We start from the raw sequence: 15752 nt of genomic DNA on the forward strand, positions 1-15752 counted from the left end.
GGGTTGCGCAGGATCTCGGCCGAGCTGCCCTGCTCCAGCACTTCGCCGCTCCGCATGACGAGAGCCCGGTCGCACATCTGGGCCACCACGGCCAGATCATGCGACACAAGGATCACCGCAAGCCCCAGATCACGGTTAAGATCGCGCAGCACCTCGAGGATATGTGCCTGCACCGTCACGTCAAGCGCCGTGGTCGGCTCGTCTGCCAGCAGGATGCGCGGCGCGCAGGCAATGGCGCCGCCGATCATCACGCGCTGCTTCATACCGCCGGACAGCTCGTGCGGATAGGCGCGCATGCGTTGCGCAGGATCGTTGATGCGCACCGCGCGCAGGATCTCCAGCACCCGGTCGGTAACGTTGGAGGCCGTGCGGTGCAGGCGGATCGGCTCGGCGATGTGATGGCCGATGGTACGCAACGGGTCCAGATGCGAGGACGGGTTCTGGAAAATCATCGACATGTACCGCCCACGTAGGGCGCGCATCGCAGTCGTGTCCGGCCGGGTCAGATCCTGCCCGTCAAAGCGGATCTGTCCCCAGACCTGGGCGTATTCGGGTAAAAGTCCCATCAGGGCACGGCAGGTGATGGATTTGCCCGACCCGCTTTCGCCGACGATGCCCAGCACCTCTCCAGAGTGCAGATCGAAACTGACGTTACGGACCACCGAGACATCGCCGAAGGACACCGACAGGTCGCGGACCGAAAGCAGGGGTGCGGAGGATTTCGTCATTGTCTGATCATCCTTGAAAGACCGTCGCTCAGCAGCACAAAGCCGAAGCCCATGACGATGGCGGCAAGACCGGGAAACAGGCAGATCCACCAGGCGTTGACGACATAGGGCTGGCCTTCGGCGATCATCGCGCCCCATTCGGGGGTCGGCGGCTGCACGCCAAGGCCCAGAAACCCAAGGCTCGCCCCCGCCAGCACGATCATCACGATATCGGTCGTGGCATAGACCAGCACCACCGGCAGGGTCGCCGGCATCACATGGCGAAACAGGATCACCGGCGTCGAATAGCCAAGCACCCGCGCGGCCTGCACATAATCCTTGTCGCGCAGCACGGCGGTTTGCGCGCGCACCAGCCGGGCATAAGAAACCCAGCCCACGAGCGCCAGCGCGATGAAATAGTTGGTCAGCCCCGGCCCCATGATGCCGACGATGGCGATGACCAGCACGAAAAAGGGAAAGGCCACCGTAACATCGACAATTCGCGACAGGATCGCATCGGCCCAGCCGCCAAAATAGCCTGCGACCAGTCCCAGAGCCGTGCCGATGACCAGCGGAGCGGCCACACCCGCCACGCCCATCCACAGGTCGATGCGCAGCGCGAATACCGTACGCGAGAACACGTCGCGTCCAAGGTGATCGGTGCCAAAGGGATGCGCAACCGACGGCGGCGCCATCAGCGCCTCGAAATCAATGGCGCTGGGATCGGCGGGGACGACATGCGCCGCCGCGAATGCCAGTACCAGCAGCGCCGTCAGGATCAGCAGCCCGGCCAGCACCTCGAACGAGCCGTTGCGAGACAGAAAGGCGGCAAGGGCCGTCGAAACTCGGGCCTTGGTGGCTTGGGTTGTCACGTCCGACGTGGTCATGGCTTGATCCTCGGGTCAATGAGGGCGGACAGCAGGTCCACGCAAAGCGTGATCAGCACGGTCAGCAGGGCATAGACGACGGTAACGCCCTGAATGACCTGGAAATCGCGACCCAGAACGGCGTTTATCATCAGCGTGCCAATGCCGGGGACGGCATAGACGACCTCGACCACGACGGCGCCGCCTATCAGATAGGCCAGCATCACCCCCAGCAGGTTCAGCGTGGGGATCAGCGAGTTCATCAGCACATGCCGGCGGAAATTCAGCCCCTCGGGCAGCCCCTTGGAGCGGCCGGCGACGACATAATCGGCCTCCATCTCATGGATCAGCGTCGCGCGTAGACTGCGCAGTAACAGCGGCACTAGCCAGGCCGAGATGCTGATCGCGGGCAGGAAAAGATGGCGCAAATGGCCGGTGAAACCTTCACCAAAGCCGCTGACGGGCAGCCAGCCCAGCTCGACCCCGAAGTAGCGCGACATCATCAGCGCAAGCCAGAACACCGGGAAGGTCATGCCGATGATCGCCCCTAGCCGGATGAACTGATCGGGCCAGCGGTCGCGGTTGCGCGCGGCCGTCACCGCAAGGATCACGGTCAACGGCACGCTGATGACCATGACATAGCCGATCAGGAACAACGTCGCCGGCAGGAACTGCCCGATCAGCGTCAGCACTGGTCGCTGAAAACGCAGCGACTGGCCCAGATCGGCCCGCAAAAGGTGGCCCATATAGTTCAGGTATTGCGTTGCCAGATCGTTGTTCAGCCCCATCTGGTCGCGTAGCGCCGCGACCGCCTCTTCGCTGGCGCGGTCGCCCATCAGCAGCCTTGCCGGGTCGCCCGGAGCCAGATGCACCAACAGGAAAGCGGCAAGGCTGATTCCGATCAGCACCGGAATGGTCCCGGCGAGCCGCCTTGCCAGGAATGCAAGAAAGGTCATGAGAGATCCTTCAACTGGGGTGAAGGCCGGGACGTGCCGCCCCGGCTGCGGGGGTGTCAGCGCGACAGGACCGCCTCTTCCAGCGACCATTGCAGCGACGGGCTGAGCGTCAGCCCCCGAAGATCCCGGGCGTAGGCATTGGCATAGGGCGGATAGTACAGCGGGATCTGCGCGACCTCATCGGTCGAAATCCGTTGGATCTGGGCGTAAAGCGCAGCGCGCTTGGCAGGGTCCAGTTCGCGAACCGCCTGTTCGGTCAGCTGGTCCACCTCGGCGTTCTCGTAATAGGTCTGGAAACTATACGTGCCGCAGCTGCCGCACAGCGCCCAGCGAACCGCAAGGTCGGGGTCCGAAGTCTCATTATACCACCAGCTTGGCGCCAGATCGTAGTCGCCGGCCGGCACCCGCTCCCACCAGACGCTGCGGTCGACCTTCTCGATCTTGGTCTTCAGGCCGATGGCACTCCATTGCGCCTGCAAAAGCGTCGCGAGCTTATCGGAATCGGTGGTCGGAGCGATCAGCACCGTCAGTTCCTTACCGTCATAGCCGCCCTCTTTCAGCAGGGTCTGGGCCAGGGCCGGATCGTAAGGCAGGCCGGGGAAGTCCTTGTCGTGATAGTTCAGGGCCGAGGGAAGGGTCGTATTGGCGGGCTGGGCGTGGCCTTCGGTCATCGCCTTGGCAATGGCCGGGACGTTCAGCGCATAGGCTGCCGCTTGCCGGACCTTGACGTTGTCAAAGGGCGGGCGCCGTTCGTTCAGCAGCGTCATGTAGATCATCGTTGAAGGTTCCAGCGCCACCGTCACATTGTCACGGCTCTGCATCTCGGCGAGCTGCGACCAGGGAACCTCGCGCATGGCCTCCAGCTCGCCCGACATCATCATCGAGACACGGGTGTTGGCGTTGGAGATCTCGATGAACTCGGCGCCGTCGTTCTTGGGATAGCCCTCGCGCCAGTAATGGGGGTTGGGCTCGAGGATCAGCCGATCGTTGGGGCGCCATTCGCGCACCTCATAGGGCCCCGAGGTCACCGGCTTATCGACAAAAGCCTGCTCGCCCCGCGCCTGGACATCGGCTTTCGAGACAATGCCGGCGTTGAACACCTCGAGGTTTTCAAGGATCGGCGCGAATTTGTGCTTCAGCGTCACCCGCACCGTATGCGAGTCCACGGCGGTCACCGAATCGATCGCCGCCAGCGTCGCGGAATAGGCCGATTTCTCATCCTTGATGGCGCGGGTCAGGCTGAAGGCCACGTCGTCAGCGATGATCGGCGTGCCGTTCGAAAACTTCGCGTCGCGCAGCGTGAAGACCAGCTCCAGCCCGTCGTCAGAGATCGTCCACTCCTCGGCCAGACCGGGCTGCATCTTGCCATCGGCATCACGACGAAGCAGGCGGGAGTAAAGCTGGCCAAAGGTCTCAATATTGCCAGCGGCCGACGACCGGATCGGGTCCAGCGTCGTTGTCTGATAGGGCGAGCCGATGCGTATCAGATTTTCGGCCCAAGCGGGCGCCACCGTCAGCATGGCGGTGACTGCCGTGATCATGGCTACCGTATTTCGTCTCATTCTGATCTTCCCCCTGTCGGCTGTTTCTACCGATACTCTTGACAATGAGATAATTACATCATTCATGTCAAGTTAAGTTATTTTGATAACATTGGAGACTGTGCCGGCCATGGAAATCTGCTTGAAAAAGCTGCGCGGACGTCAGCTCGGACTGCCGTTTCCTGGGCAGACCGGGCAATGGAACGCGATCACCGATGTGCCCGGCGTCAAGGTCGGTTACACGACAATCATCGAGGGGGATGGTCCGCTGCGGGTGGGTGAAGGGCCCATTCGCACCGGCGTCACCGCGATCCTGCCCCGCGGCCACCTTGCCGAGATCCGGCCGGTCTGGGCGGGCATCCACGCACTAAACGGCAATGGCGAGATGACGGGCAGCCACTGGATCCGCCATGCGGGGCATTTCTCGGGGCCGATCTGCCTGACGAACACCCATGGCATCGGCGTGGCGCATTCGGCAGCGACGAAGTGGATGATCCGCCAGTATGCCGAGGAGTTTCTGAACGACCACCTCTGGGCGATGCCGGTTGTGGCCGAGACTTATGACGGCGTCCTGAACGATATCAACGGCATGCACGTGCGCGAGGAGCATGTGATCTCGGCCCTGGAAGGCGCTGTCTCAGGGCCGTTGGCCGAGGGCAATGTCGGCGGCGGCACCGGCATGATCGCCTATGAATTCAAGGGCGGCACCGGCACCGCCTCTCAGGTCGTGCGTCTGGGCGGACGGGACTACACTGTCGGTGTGTTGGTCCAGGCAAATTACGGGCGGCGCGACTGGCTGACCGTGCTTGGCGTGCCTGCCGGGCAGCATATGCGTGAGAACCTGCTTCTGGACCACGAACAGGGCTCCATCATCGTGGTCATCGCCACCGATATTCCGCTGCTGCCTAACCAGCTTGAGCGGCTGGCTCAACGCGGCGGTCTGGGGATCAGCCGCAGCGGCAGCCCGGGCGGCAACAATTCGGGCGACATCTTTATCGCCTTCTCGACCGCCAATGCGATCCCGCGCAATGCGCTTGCCACCGCACCGCGCAACATGACCGCCATTCCCGACGATTGGCTAGACCCGGTCTATCTGGCTACGGTGAACGCGGTCGATGAGGCGGTAATCAACGCCATGCTGACCGCCGAAGACATGACCTGCGTAAAGCCTCGCAAGAGCGCGCTCTGCAAAGCTATCGATCCTGTGCGTCTGATCGAGTTGATCAGGAACGGAGTAGGTGTTTGATCCCACGATTTGATGGTGCGATCCTTTCTTTGGAATGGAAGGATGCCCTATGGGACAAATTCGCCATGGCAGCGCCACGACCACGCACGCTGTCCGAGCAGCAATACAGCGATCGCAAGCTTCGCTCGCGCAACTGAGCAGGGAGTTGGGCATCAACCCCAAGACCGTTGCTAAGTGGCGCAAGCGCGCGACGGTCGAGGATATGAAGACCGGGCCGTCGGAGCCGCGATCCACCGTCCTCACCGAAGCCGAGGAGGCGATGGTCGTGGCATTCCGGCGCCATACGCTGCTGCCATTAGACGATTGTCTCTACGCTCTGCAGCCCTCGATCCCCCACCTGACGCGATCAGCGCTGCACCGCTGTCTGCAGCGACATGGCATCTCGCGCTTGCCTGATATGGAGGGCGACAAGCCGAAGCGGTCGAAATTGTGCTGGGGCTTGCCCGGATCGATATAATGCCATTCGACGCCGTTCTCGTTGGCCCACTTCAGGATTGCCTTGCTGGTGAACTCGGTGCCGTTGTCACTGACGACACAGGCCGGCTTGCCGTAGATCCTGACCAGCGCATCCAGTTCCCGCGCCACCCTGGCCCCCGAGATGCTGGTGTCGGCGATCAAGGCGAGGTTTTCGCGGCAGCAATCGTCGTTCACGGCCAGAATGCGGAACCTGCGGCAGGCCCCGAACGTGTCGGCCAGGAAGTCCAGCGACCACCGCTGGTTCGGCAGCAACGGCACTGGCATGGGGGTCCGACTGCCGCGCGCCCGCTTGCGACCGCGCCTGCGCCGCACCGACAGACCTTCCTCCCGGTAAATCCGGTAGAGCTTCTTCTCGTTCATGACCATGCCCTTGCGCTCCAGCATGATGCCCACGCGCCGATAGCCGAAGCGGCGGCGCTGCTCGGCGATCTTGTGCATCTCCTCACGGATCTCCGGGTTATCGGGCGGCCGCTTGCGCCGCACCGTCTTCGGATCGACACCGATCAGAACGCAGGCGTGACGTTGAGAGATCGGATGATCCCTCATCGCCCGCAGCACCGCGTCCCGCCGTTGCACCAGCGTCGTCAGAGCTTTCCCAGCAGATCCTTCAGCACGACGTTGTCAAGCATGGCATCGGCCAGCAGGCGCTTGAGCTTCGCATTCTCGTCCTCAAGCTGCTTCAGCCGCTTGGGGTCGGACAGGTCCATGCCGCCATACTTCGCCTTCAGCTTGTAGAATGTCGCGGGGCTCAGCCCATGCTTCCGACAAAGCTCGGACGTGGGCAAACCAGCCTCCTGTTCCTTGATCATCCCGATAATCTGTTCATCGGGGCTTACGCGGCCCCGCTGGGGCCACGGTCCCCTCTTCATCGGTAAAACGGCTCTTCCTCATCTCGTCTGCTCCTTCAGATTGGGAGACTCTACATCACGGCGAGGGAACTTCCGGGGGGCAGGTCAGTGCCGTCCTGTTGCGATGGAGAAAGACATGCCCGAAGCACCAGCAACGATCTATGTTGGAATAGATGTGTCCAAGGACAAGTTCGCGGTTGCGATCGCCAGTGGTAAGCGCCGTGACGAGGTTCTGAATCTGGGCACATTCGAGAACACGCCGGGGAGCGTCGAGAGGCTTCTGAAGAAGCTTTCGGGGCGGGGTGATGTTTCCGTCTGCTATGAGGCCGGGCCGACAGGATACGGTCTCTACAGGCAGGTGCGGGCCTTTGGCTACGAATGCTGCGTGGTCGCGCCGTCGCTGACAGGTCCGATCCGCGGCCAGCAGAACGAGGACTTCTCCAGCCGCTTCGCAAACAGGCACACGCCGCTGCCATCCCACCAGACGATTTTGACCCGGTCCGCCCGCTTCGCCCGGAACACGTAAAGCGCGCCGCTGAACGGGTCACTACCGGCATCGCGCACCAGCGACAGCAGGCTGTCCGGGCCCTTCCGGAAGTCTACAGGTTCGCTGGCCAGATAGACCTTCACGCCCGACGGCATCATGTCGAGCGCACCGCACGCAGGATCCGGCGCAGCGAAGCCTCGCTGACGTCGGCACCGACGCGGATCAACACCTCGCCCAGGACAATCTCCACTGTGGGAGCGGGTGCGCCAGCCGGAGCTTCTGCGTTTTGCTTCTTCAGAAAGGCCTTACGCCAGCCGAACAACTGCGGCAGGGAAATCCCCAGACGGCGCGCCAGCGCGGAAACGTTCAAGCGTGAAGGGCGGAGGTCGTGTAAACAACGCCCGTTTTATGCTACACTTCCGCATGGTTGAGGGGCTTTGCACCTCGGGTTTCATTAAGGGCGTAAGTTGGGATCAGACGGCGCTTTTCCCTCTGGAGGACTGAAGCGGCGAAGATGGCCTTGTCCGTGTCATCGCCCCCTTCGTCGATGATCTCGCTCTGGCCTCCCTGGGTTTCCAACGCCACGTCCCGGCGATCCGACCGGGGCATGAACTGCTCGTATCGCCCGATAACATGGCGAAACGCCCCTCGCCCCATATTATCGAACTTTGTAAAATGCTGCTGTTCCCCTGTGAGGCCCGCTAAGCTGGGAAAGGATTGACAGGGCATGACTGGAGATCCTGCCGCCTGAGAAGCCGAGAGCAGACAGCCGGTTTTTATTCCGATACCGAAAGATGCCGGGAAGCCTGTTCGCGGCGGCTCGGAAACCGCCACGATAAATGCCTGGATCCTTGGCAGGGTGCAGCGCCTGCAAGACTATCCGCCCTCGATCCTCTGCCTGTCGAGGCGATAGACCCGTGCCCTGTCCGGATCGACGCAGCGAGGCAGGCGATACTGATACGACCTCTGCTCACCGCCGGGGACCAGCAGACCCGCATCGCCCAGAAGCTTCACGGCCAGGCCAGCCGGCATGCCGCAGGCGATGTCCGTCCGGAAGGCCTCGATGCCGAGATAGATCCAGCGCGCATCACACCAGCCGATGGCATCCGGATCCGGCTCGGCTCCCGGCGGGCACAGACGGTGGCGGTTGCGGCGCAGATATCCGGTCAGACGCTCCGCCATGGCCTCGGCGGTCGAGGGCGGACGCGCCGCATAGGCCCGGTGCCAGATCACCGCGATCTCGACGAGGGCGCCGGTCGCCATGCCCTTCCGCCAGGGCAGGATGCCGAACCGGCTGCCGATTTCGCCAGCCGCAGCGATCAGGGCCAGACGGTTCAGAACGCGCAGCACCGGACCCTCTTTCGCACTCGGGGGCAGCCCGATCGCCGCCAGCATCAAGGTGCGCAGGCGCTCGATCATCGGGCGCAGGGTTTCCTTCATCAGGTCGTGTTGCGCGATGATCCTTTGCACGAATGCCGGCAGGACATGTCCGTAATGCTCTCTCGCAGCACTCTGGAGCGCTTCGGCGAAGGTGCTGGTTCTCACTCGGTTCGGCACTCGGTTGCGTACAGCCTCGGCACCCGGTTGCATGGACATTCGGCGCCAACAGCCCCAGAAGTGCCGTTCTCAGAGCCAGCGAAGGCGAGAAGCGGGGAGACCTCAACTATCGCAGCGGTTCTCGCCTTCGCTGTTACTGCACGTGACGGAGACAAAAAGGGCGGAGGCCGTGTGGAAACTCGGTTGGGCCGCACGCTCGGAGGGAAAGTGTTCTTCCATAGTGGCAGCTGCGGGAAGAGGTGTCGAACGGCGTTGTGTGGAGCTGCGCTGGAGGGAATCCTTTCTCCGCGGATTCGTTGATTCCGAGTTTCCACACAACCTCGGCGGGAAGCGGACATGCAGCAGTGCAGTATTGCGCCTGCAGTAATCGGCGATAGCTGCCGTTCCTGCACAGAGTGCGGAACCCAAGCTACCTATGGTTCATTGGGCGCATCCCACACCTTGGCTGCCGATACAACAGCGTCATACTTCTTGTGAGAAGCAGACCAACGAGCAGGTAGTGTAGTAACTCTTGCCATCTTCGGGGTGTCATTTATACGGGAACCAAGCAAGATCTGGACTGGAAACCGCGAACGCTTAGCAGCGAGGCTATTCGAGGGAGGCGATACCGTGCAGTTTATTTCTGGGGGGCCTGATATACCAGATGAGCTCCTGCAAGCGCACGAGGAAGGCCGTCTTATCTTTTTTTGTGGCGCAGGGATTTCTTATCCTGCAGGACTTCCAGGGTTTAAGGGGCTCGTGGACGAAATATTCAAACTTACCGGAACCACTAGGACGGCAATCGAGCAGGAGGCTTTTGATCGTGGCCAATTCGATGCAACGCTCGACTTGCTCGAACGCCGCTTGCCTGGACAGCGCGTTGCTGTGCGAAAGGCGCTAGCACAATCTCTCAAGCCAAAATTGCGCCGTAGGGGCGCAACTGATACTCATGCAGCTTTACTTCGACTAGCCCGGAGCCGCGAAGGCGATCTAAGGCTAGTTACCACAAATTTCGATGGTGTGTTTGAAATAGCGGCGCAGCGCGATGGGCAAAAGTTTAATGCATACTCCGCTCCAATGCTGCCAATTCCGAAGAATAGCCGATGGAATGGCCTGATCTACCTCCATGGCTCACTGCCCAAAAAAGCTGATGCAGCAGCGCTCAACAGATTAGTTGTTACCAGTGGTGACTTCGGCCTAGCTTATCTAACTGAACGATGGGCTGCCCGCTTTGTGAGCGAGCTATTCCGACATTACTCAGTATGCTTCATTGGTTACAGCATCAATGATCCGGTTTTGCGTTATATGATGGATGCATTGGCCGCTGATCGTATGTTGGGAGAAAGTACCCCACAGGCTTGGGCGCTCGGAGATTTCGAAGCGGGACAGGAACCAGCAAAGATCATCGAATGGGAAGCCAAAGGCGTGAAGCCTGTTCTCTACGAAGTTCCAGTCGGTAGTCATGACCACTCAGCGCTGCACAAAACACTCCATGTTTGGGGCGAAACCTATCGGGACGGAGTGCTTGGCAAAGAAAAGATGGTAGTAAGCCACGCGCTTGCACGTCCGTCGGCCAGCACGCAACAGGATGACTTTGTCGGTAGGATGCTCTGGGCACTGTCGGACCCGTCCGGACTGCCAGCCAAACGATTTTCCGAATTTAATCCAGTCCCTTCGTTGGACTGGTTGTTCGATGCTTTCTCTTATGATCGCTATCGACACGCAGATCTCCCTCGCTTCGGTGTGTCGTCAGTTATCAAAAGCGATAGTAGCCTAAAGTTTAGTCTGATTTGTAGACCAACCCCTTATACGCTTGCACCCTCAATGACGTTGATTTCGAGCGGTATCGAAACTTCGCATTGGGACGAAGTCATGTTCAATCTTGCGCGTTGGCTACTGCGACATTTAAACGACCCGGACTTGATCCTGTGGATAGCACAGCGGGGAGGAAAACTACACGAACGCTGGTCTTTTCTGGTCAAGTACGAACTGGATCGTCTCAATCGCTTGGCACAGGAAGGAAAAACAGAACTTTTGGACGACATTCGCGCCCATGCACCTAACGCGATACCTGGACCGGTCATGCAGACACTCTGGCGTTTGGTGTTAGACGGTCGGATAAAATCACCGTGGAGCCATCACGATCTTTACAGTTGGAAAACTCGCCTGACGCAGATGGGGATTAGTGCCACCCTTCGGATAGAGTTGCGCGATGCTTTGACGCCAAAAGTTAAACTGGCCAAACCATTTAGATGGGGAGATGAACCCGAAGCAAGCGATAAGCCCTCTCGAGTCGGTCAAGTATTGGATTGTGAGTTAGTTCTTGCAGCCGACGACGTGGGTTCAGTGCTACGAGAGCTAAAAGCCCATCAAAGATGGCAGGCAGCGTTGCCCTTGCTTATGGACGATTTTCAACTTCTTCTTCGTGACTGCCTGGACCTTATGCAGGAGTTGGGCGAGGCTGACGAGTATCATGATCGGTCAAGCTGGGTCCTTCCATCCATTAGCCCGCACTGGCAGAATCGCGGTCTGCATGATTGGGTGACGCTGATTGAGCTGTTGCGGGACTCGTGGCTAGCCGTTCGAAATGAAGACCCTGCCGGCGCGAATTTCATCGCACAAGCATGGTTTAAGATTCCTTATCCGACGTTCAAACGCTTGGCCTTTTTCGCAGCGGCGCAGAGCGAGTGTATCCCTGCTGAAATATGGGTAAACTGGCTCTTAGTGGACGATTCTTGGTGGCTCTGGTCTACAGAATTAGTTCGCGAGGTGCTTCGGCTTCTTGTCCTGCAAGGCGGTGACTTGACAGGACCGGCGCAGAAGCGGTTGGAAATGGCTATCTTGGCCGGTCCTCCACGCCGAATGTATCGCAATGATCTTGAGCCTGAGCGATGGGAAGACTTGAAGGATCGTTCGATCTGGTTACGGCTAGCCAAGCTTGACGCTTCCGGCCTTGCTCTTGGCGCTAAAGCTTCGCAGATCTTCGAAGAGCTGTCGCAGTTGAACTCGGCATGGAAGCTGGCCCCGAACGAACGTGATGAGTTTTCAATTTGGACCAGCGGTACCGGCGACCCAGACAATGAAGACCGCCAAGAGATCAATATTGCACCCTCTCACCGTCGCGAACTCGTGCAGTGGCTGAAGCAGCCAGTGCCCGAGCACCGTCCCTTCTACGAGGATACGTGGCGAGAAACTTGCCGAACGCGGCTGTCTCTTAGTCTTACCGCGCTCTGCGAGCTAGCGCGTGCAGGCGAGTGGCCGGAAATCCGCTGGAGGGAAGCGCTGCAAACGTGGAGCGAAGAAGGGCTTACATGGCGATCTTGGCGATACGGCGCGCCGCTCGTCCAAGCTATGCCAGATGATGTACTAGTGAAGCTCATTCGCCCGGTAACTTGGTGGTTTGAGGCCGTCTCTAAATCTATCAACCGTGACGATACTATCCTTCTCGACCTGTGTCGACGTGTACTGGAAAAGTACCTTGATGCTGCTTCGGGTATTGAGCCGGATGGTGAGGCAGCGGACGATCCCATCGCAAAGGCAATCAATCACCCGGTTGGGCACATCACCCAAACTCTCTTGAATCTATGGTTCAGCCGCAAGCCAAGTGACGAGGAGGGGCTCCCTGAAGATCTCAAATCCATATTCACGCAACTCTGCAATATTGAGGTGCATCAATTCCGTCACGGAAGGGTCTTGTTGAGCGCGCAATCCATCGCCCTTTTCCGTGTGGACAGATCGTGGGCCGAGAAATTATTGCTGCCTTTATTCAATTGGACGGACTTTCCAAATGAGGCAAGGGCTGCGTGGAGCGGCTTCCTCTGGTCGCCGCGTGTATATTGGCCTTTGCTAAACGCCTTCAAACAGCATTTCCTCGAAACAGCTCGGCACTACGCGGTGTTAGGCGCGCAAGCTAAACAGTTCGCAGCCTTTCTGACTTATGCGGCGCTGGAACCCAATCAAGCCTTCTCTAGGGAGGAGTTCAGTTCCGCTATTGCGTTGTTGCCGCAGGAAGGACTTGAGGTGGGCGCTGAAGCACTGGCGCAGGCACTTGAGGGAGCGGGCGATCAACGGCAAGAATACTGGAAAAATCGTATCTTACCATTCTGGCAATACGTATGGCCAAAGTCTCTCGACCGTGTAACTGAGGGTATCGCAGAAGATCTTGCCCGTTTAAGTATCGCTGCGGGATCTGAGTTTCCAGCAGCGCTGACAACCATCCAGGATTGGCTGATTCCACTCAATTACCCACACTACATTATGCATCGTTTGCACGAGAGCGGACTGTGCGGTAAATTTCCTGAGGACGCCCTCCGGCTTTTGGGTGTTGTCGTTAATGATCAGCCATACGTTTCTGATGAGTTGAGGCAATGCTTGGGATCAATAGCTCGGGCAAGACCAGATTTGACCGAAGCCCCCCAATACGTCAGGTTAAACAACCAAGTTCGACGCCGGAGTAATTAGTTCCGCTGATCCGTCTCGAATGACGGCAAAGTGCCTCTGCCGTCACTCGGTCAACCGAATGCTGTACAAGGAACTGAAAGGCAGCTTCGGGGGAAGCCGCGCAGCAATGTCTCGCCAAGAGAAAATGGCAGTTATTGGTCGAATCTTCTCTTCTAGCTCTCTTCACGCGGCCCGCTCACGCAGGGTTTCATACAACCGCCCTGGCCCCATCAGCGCGGCCTTCAACCCGTCCCGGATCGCCTGCGATTCCAGCGCCTGGCGGCTCATTGCGGAATGGGCGTCCAGGGCGCCGATGACGGCATCCATGATTGCCGCCTTCAGCACCGGCGAGTTGTCGAACTGTTCCTTCTGGTTGCTGCCGGCCTGCTGGGTGAGGGTTTCGTTCTCCATCAGCTTGCCCTTCACCGCCATCGCATAAGATAACAGGTCGTTGTCCGTCACCCCGGTGAACAGATCGTTCATCCTGGCGAGGATCTCGGACAGCAGGGCCTTCTCCTTGTCCTGCACCTCGCCCGAACCCGTCTCGGTCATCGGCTTCAGCTTCTCGGCTGCGCTGCCCAGGGTCAGGTTCGTCCTGTCCTTGGCGGTCAGCTTGTGGTGCGTCAGTTCCACCTTGCTGAGGTCCACGCCCTCGCGTTCGCGCCCGAAGTCCAGCAGCGGGATCAGGCGGCGGTAGAAGATGCTGCGCGCCTCGATGGCGGACGAGCCATAGTCGAAGATCTGCGACAGGAAGCTGTAGAGCCGCAGGAAGGCGCCCATATTGGTCTTGAACAGGGTCAGCGCGTCCTGCGTCTGTTTGGCAACCAACGCTGCCCGGTCGTCGCCGGCAGCACGGGCGGCGATCCCGGCCTCCTTCGCGGCGCGGAAGGATTTCAGCAGGCGGTCGGCCACCGGCTCTATGGCGGCGGAGAGGCTGGCATGGTTCGCCTTTGGGTCAAGCTCGGCCCGGACCACGCGATCCACCTCGAAATCGTCGTAATAGCCAAGCGCATCCAGCTTTGCCCGCAGGTCCAGCACCTGATCCGGGTCAGTGACAGCCTCCAGTTCTGCCGTCTCATAATAGGTGCGGAAGGCGGTCAGGATGTCCTCGGCGCTGTTCGCAAAATCGAGGATATAGGTGGTATCCTTGGTGATCCCGCCCGCAGAATACGCCCGGTTCAGCCGCGACAGCGTCTGCACCGCCTGGATGCCCGCCAGCCGCCGATCAACATACATGCCGCACAAAAGCGGCTGGTCGAAGCCGGTCTGGAACTTGTTCGCCACGATCAGGACGTGGAACTCCGGCCCCTTGAACGTCTCGCGGATGTCGCCGCGCAGGCCGGGGTTCAGCACCTTCGAGGTCTCGGTGAACGGCTCAGGGCCGCTCTCCGGGTCGTCCACCTCGCCCGAGAACGCGACCAGCGTCCCCAGCCCATAGCCCTTTTCCGCGATGTATTTCTGCATGGCGATCTGCCAGCGCACCGCCTCCTTGCGGCTTTCCACGACCACCATCGCCTTGGCCCGCCCGTCCAGCAGCGGCATCACCATCGAGCGGTAATGCTCGACCACGATGGCCACCTTCTGCGCGATGTTCCAGGGATGCAGCTTCACCCATTGCATCAGCGCCTTCTGCGCCGCGCTGCGCTCGACCTCGCGGTCGTCCATTTCCTCGCCGCCATTGGCCAGCCGGAAGGCCAGCGCATAGGGGGTGTAGTTCTTCAGCACGTCGAGGATGAAGCCCTCCTCGATGGCCTGGCGCATCGAATAGACGTGGAAGGGTGCGGGCAGGCTGCCCGCATCAGGGCGGCGGCCGAACAACTCCAGCGTCTTGGCCTTGGGCGTCGCGGTAAAGGCGATGAAGCTGATCCCCGAGGCCCCCGCCTTCGCCGCCATGTTCGCGGCCAGCACGTCCTCGGCGCTGAACTCGCCGCCGTCCTGCATCTCGGCCAGTTCCTCGGCCGAGAGCACCTGCTTCAGCTTCGAGGCCGCATCGCCGGTCTGGCTGGAATGGGCCTCATCGGCGATCACCGCGAACCGCTTGCCGCTGGTCGCCGCTAGGTCCTGCACCGCCTTCAGTGCAAAGGGGAATGTCTGGATGGTGCAGACCACGATCTTCTTGCCGCCTGCCAGCGCCTCGGCAAGCTGGCCGCTTTTCGCCCCCGATTCATTGGTGATCGTCGCCACCACGCCGGTGGTGCGCTCGAAGGCAAAGATCGCCTCCTGCAACTGCGTGTCGATCACGTTGCGATCCGAGACCACGACGACCGAGGAAAACACCTTCTCGTCCCGCGCGTCATGCAGATCGGCCAGCAGATGCGCAGTCCAGGCGATGGAGTTGGTCTTGCCCGACCCCGCCGAATGCTGGATCAGGTATTTGCCGCCCGGCCCCTCGTCCAGCACCGCCGCACGCAAGCGGCGGGTGAGAATGGCGGTGCGAAATTAGTCCACGTTAGCGGCGGCATGGTGCTGCTGCGGGCGGCGTAAAAGTCGTCCACCTTTTCCCTTTCTGCGGCTGCAGGGAGGATGGGAGGATCTACAGCGTGGAACTCTATCTCAAGGTTCGTCAGGCCTGTGCTGCTGGTATGAGCCAGCGTCAGGCGGCGACGACATTCAACATATCGCGCGACACGGTCGCAAAGATGATGACG

12 protein-coding genes and 2 pseudogenes are annotated in these 15752 nt (G+C 60.2%); 4 read left to right on the forward strand and 10 right to left on the reverse strand.

Annotation, left to right across the window (positions count from 1 at the left end; all coding sequences use genetic code 11):
• The 4 genes from AQY21_RS01200 to AQY21_RS01215 all read right to left on the reverse strand — a co-directional run.
• On the reverse strand, positions 1-728 hold a 728-nt coding region (locus tag AQY21_RS01200; RefSeq protein ID WP_152988044.1), incomplete at its 3' end, for an ABC transporter ATP-binding protein.
• Positions 725-1594, reverse strand: a complete 870-nt coding sequence (locus AQY21_RS01205) for an ABC transporter permease (protein WP_082657894.1) — start codon at positions 1592-1594, stop codon at positions 725-727. The genes AQY21_RS01200 and AQY21_RS01205, both read right to left, overlap by 4 nt.
• On the reverse strand, positions 1591-2529 hold the full coding sequence (locus AQY21_RS01210) for an ABC transporter permease (RefSeq protein WP_058096081.1): 939 nt from the start codon (positions 2527-2529) through the stop codon (positions 1591-1593). The genes AQY21_RS01205 and AQY21_RS01210 overlap by 4 nt, the downstream gene beginning before the upstream one ends.
• 56 nt (positions 2530-2585) lie before the next feature.
• Entirely contained in the window at positions 2586-4091 is a 1506-nt protein-coding gene (locus AQY21_RS01215; RefSeq protein ID WP_161905861.1) for an ABC transporter substrate-binding protein, read from the reverse strand.
• Between the two features lie 121 nt (positions 4092-4212).
• On the opposite strand from AQY21_RS01215, the gene AQY21_RS01220 reads away from it, so the two are divergent.
• Together AQY21_RS01220 and AQY21_RS27350 are read left to right on the forward strand one after the other, a co-directional pair.
• On the forward strand, positions 4213-5316 hold the full coding sequence (locus AQY21_RS01220) for a P1 family peptidase (protein ID WP_058096086.1): 1104 nt from the start codon (positions 4213-4215) through the stop codon (positions 5314-5316).
• A gap of 49 nt (positions 5317-5365) precedes the next feature.
• Positions 5366-5743, forward strand: a pseudogene (locus AQY21_RS27350) (transposase); the annotation flags it as partial.
• Here AQY21_RS27350 and AQY21_RS27355 read toward each other — a convergent pair.
• The 5 genes and pseudogenes from AQY21_RS27355 to AQY21_RS01250 all read right to left on the reverse strand — a co-directional run.
• Positions 5743-6662, reverse strand: a pseudogene (locus tag AQY21_RS27355) (IS3 family transposase); the annotation flags it as partial. The pseudogenes AQY21_RS27350 and AQY21_RS27355 sit on opposite strands and share 1 nt — an antisense overlap.
• 351 nt (positions 6663-7013) lie before the next feature.
• Entirely contained in the window at positions 7014-7286 is a 273-nt protein-coding gene (gene tnpB / locus AQY21_RS30115) for an IS66 family insertion sequence element accessory protein TnpB (RefSeq protein ID WP_082657896.1), read from the reverse strand.
• Complete coding sequence (locus tag AQY21_RS28325; RefSeq protein WP_152988046.1) at positions 7283-7498, reverse strand: hypothetical protein; 216 nt, start codon at positions 7496-7498, stop codon at positions 7283-7285. Before AQY21_RS28325 ends, tnpB begins: the two co-directional genes overlap by 4 nt.
• 41 nt (positions 7499-7539) lie before the next feature.
• Positions 7540-7962 (reverse strand): hypothetical protein, encoded by a 423-nt coding sequence (locus tag AQY21_RS29245; RefSeq protein ID WP_203416318.1) that lies wholly within the window; start codon positions 7960-7962, stop codon positions 7540-7542.
• A 42-nt stretch (positions 7963-8004) separates the two neighbouring features.
• Complete coding sequence (locus AQY21_RS01250) at positions 8005-8673, reverse strand: hypothetical protein (protein ID WP_238986662.1); 669 nt, start codon at positions 8671-8673, stop codon at positions 8005-8007.
• Positions 8674-9294: 621 nt separating this feature from the next.
• Between AQY21_RS01250 and dsr1 the strand changes: the two genes are divergently transcribed.
• On the forward strand, positions 9295-13125 hold the full coding sequence (dsr1, locus tag AQY21_RS27365) for an anti-phage defense-associated sirtuin Dsr1 (protein WP_082657898.1): 3831 nt from the start codon (positions 9295-9297) through the stop codon (positions 13123-13125).
• A gap of 162 nt (positions 13126-13287) precedes the next feature.
• On the opposite strand, the gene AQY21_RS01255 is transcribed toward dsr1, so the two are convergent.
• Positions 13288-15516 (reverse strand): DEAD/DEAH box helicase family protein, encoded by a 2229-nt coding sequence (locus AQY21_RS01255; RefSeq protein WP_238986663.1) that lies wholly within the window; start codon positions 15514-15516, stop codon positions 13288-13290.
• A gap of 128 nt (positions 15517-15644) precedes the next feature.
• Here AQY21_RS01255 and AQY21_RS28330 point away from each other — a divergent pair.
• On the forward strand, positions 15645-15752 hold a 108-nt coding region (locus tag AQY21_RS28330; protein WP_152988047.1), incomplete at its 3' end, for a helix-turn-helix domain-containing protein.

Source organism: Paracoccus sp. MKU1, from assembly GCF_001447385.1.
Lineage (GTDB): Bacteria > Pseudomonadota > Alphaproteobacteria > Rhodobacterales > Rhodobacteraceae > Paracoccus.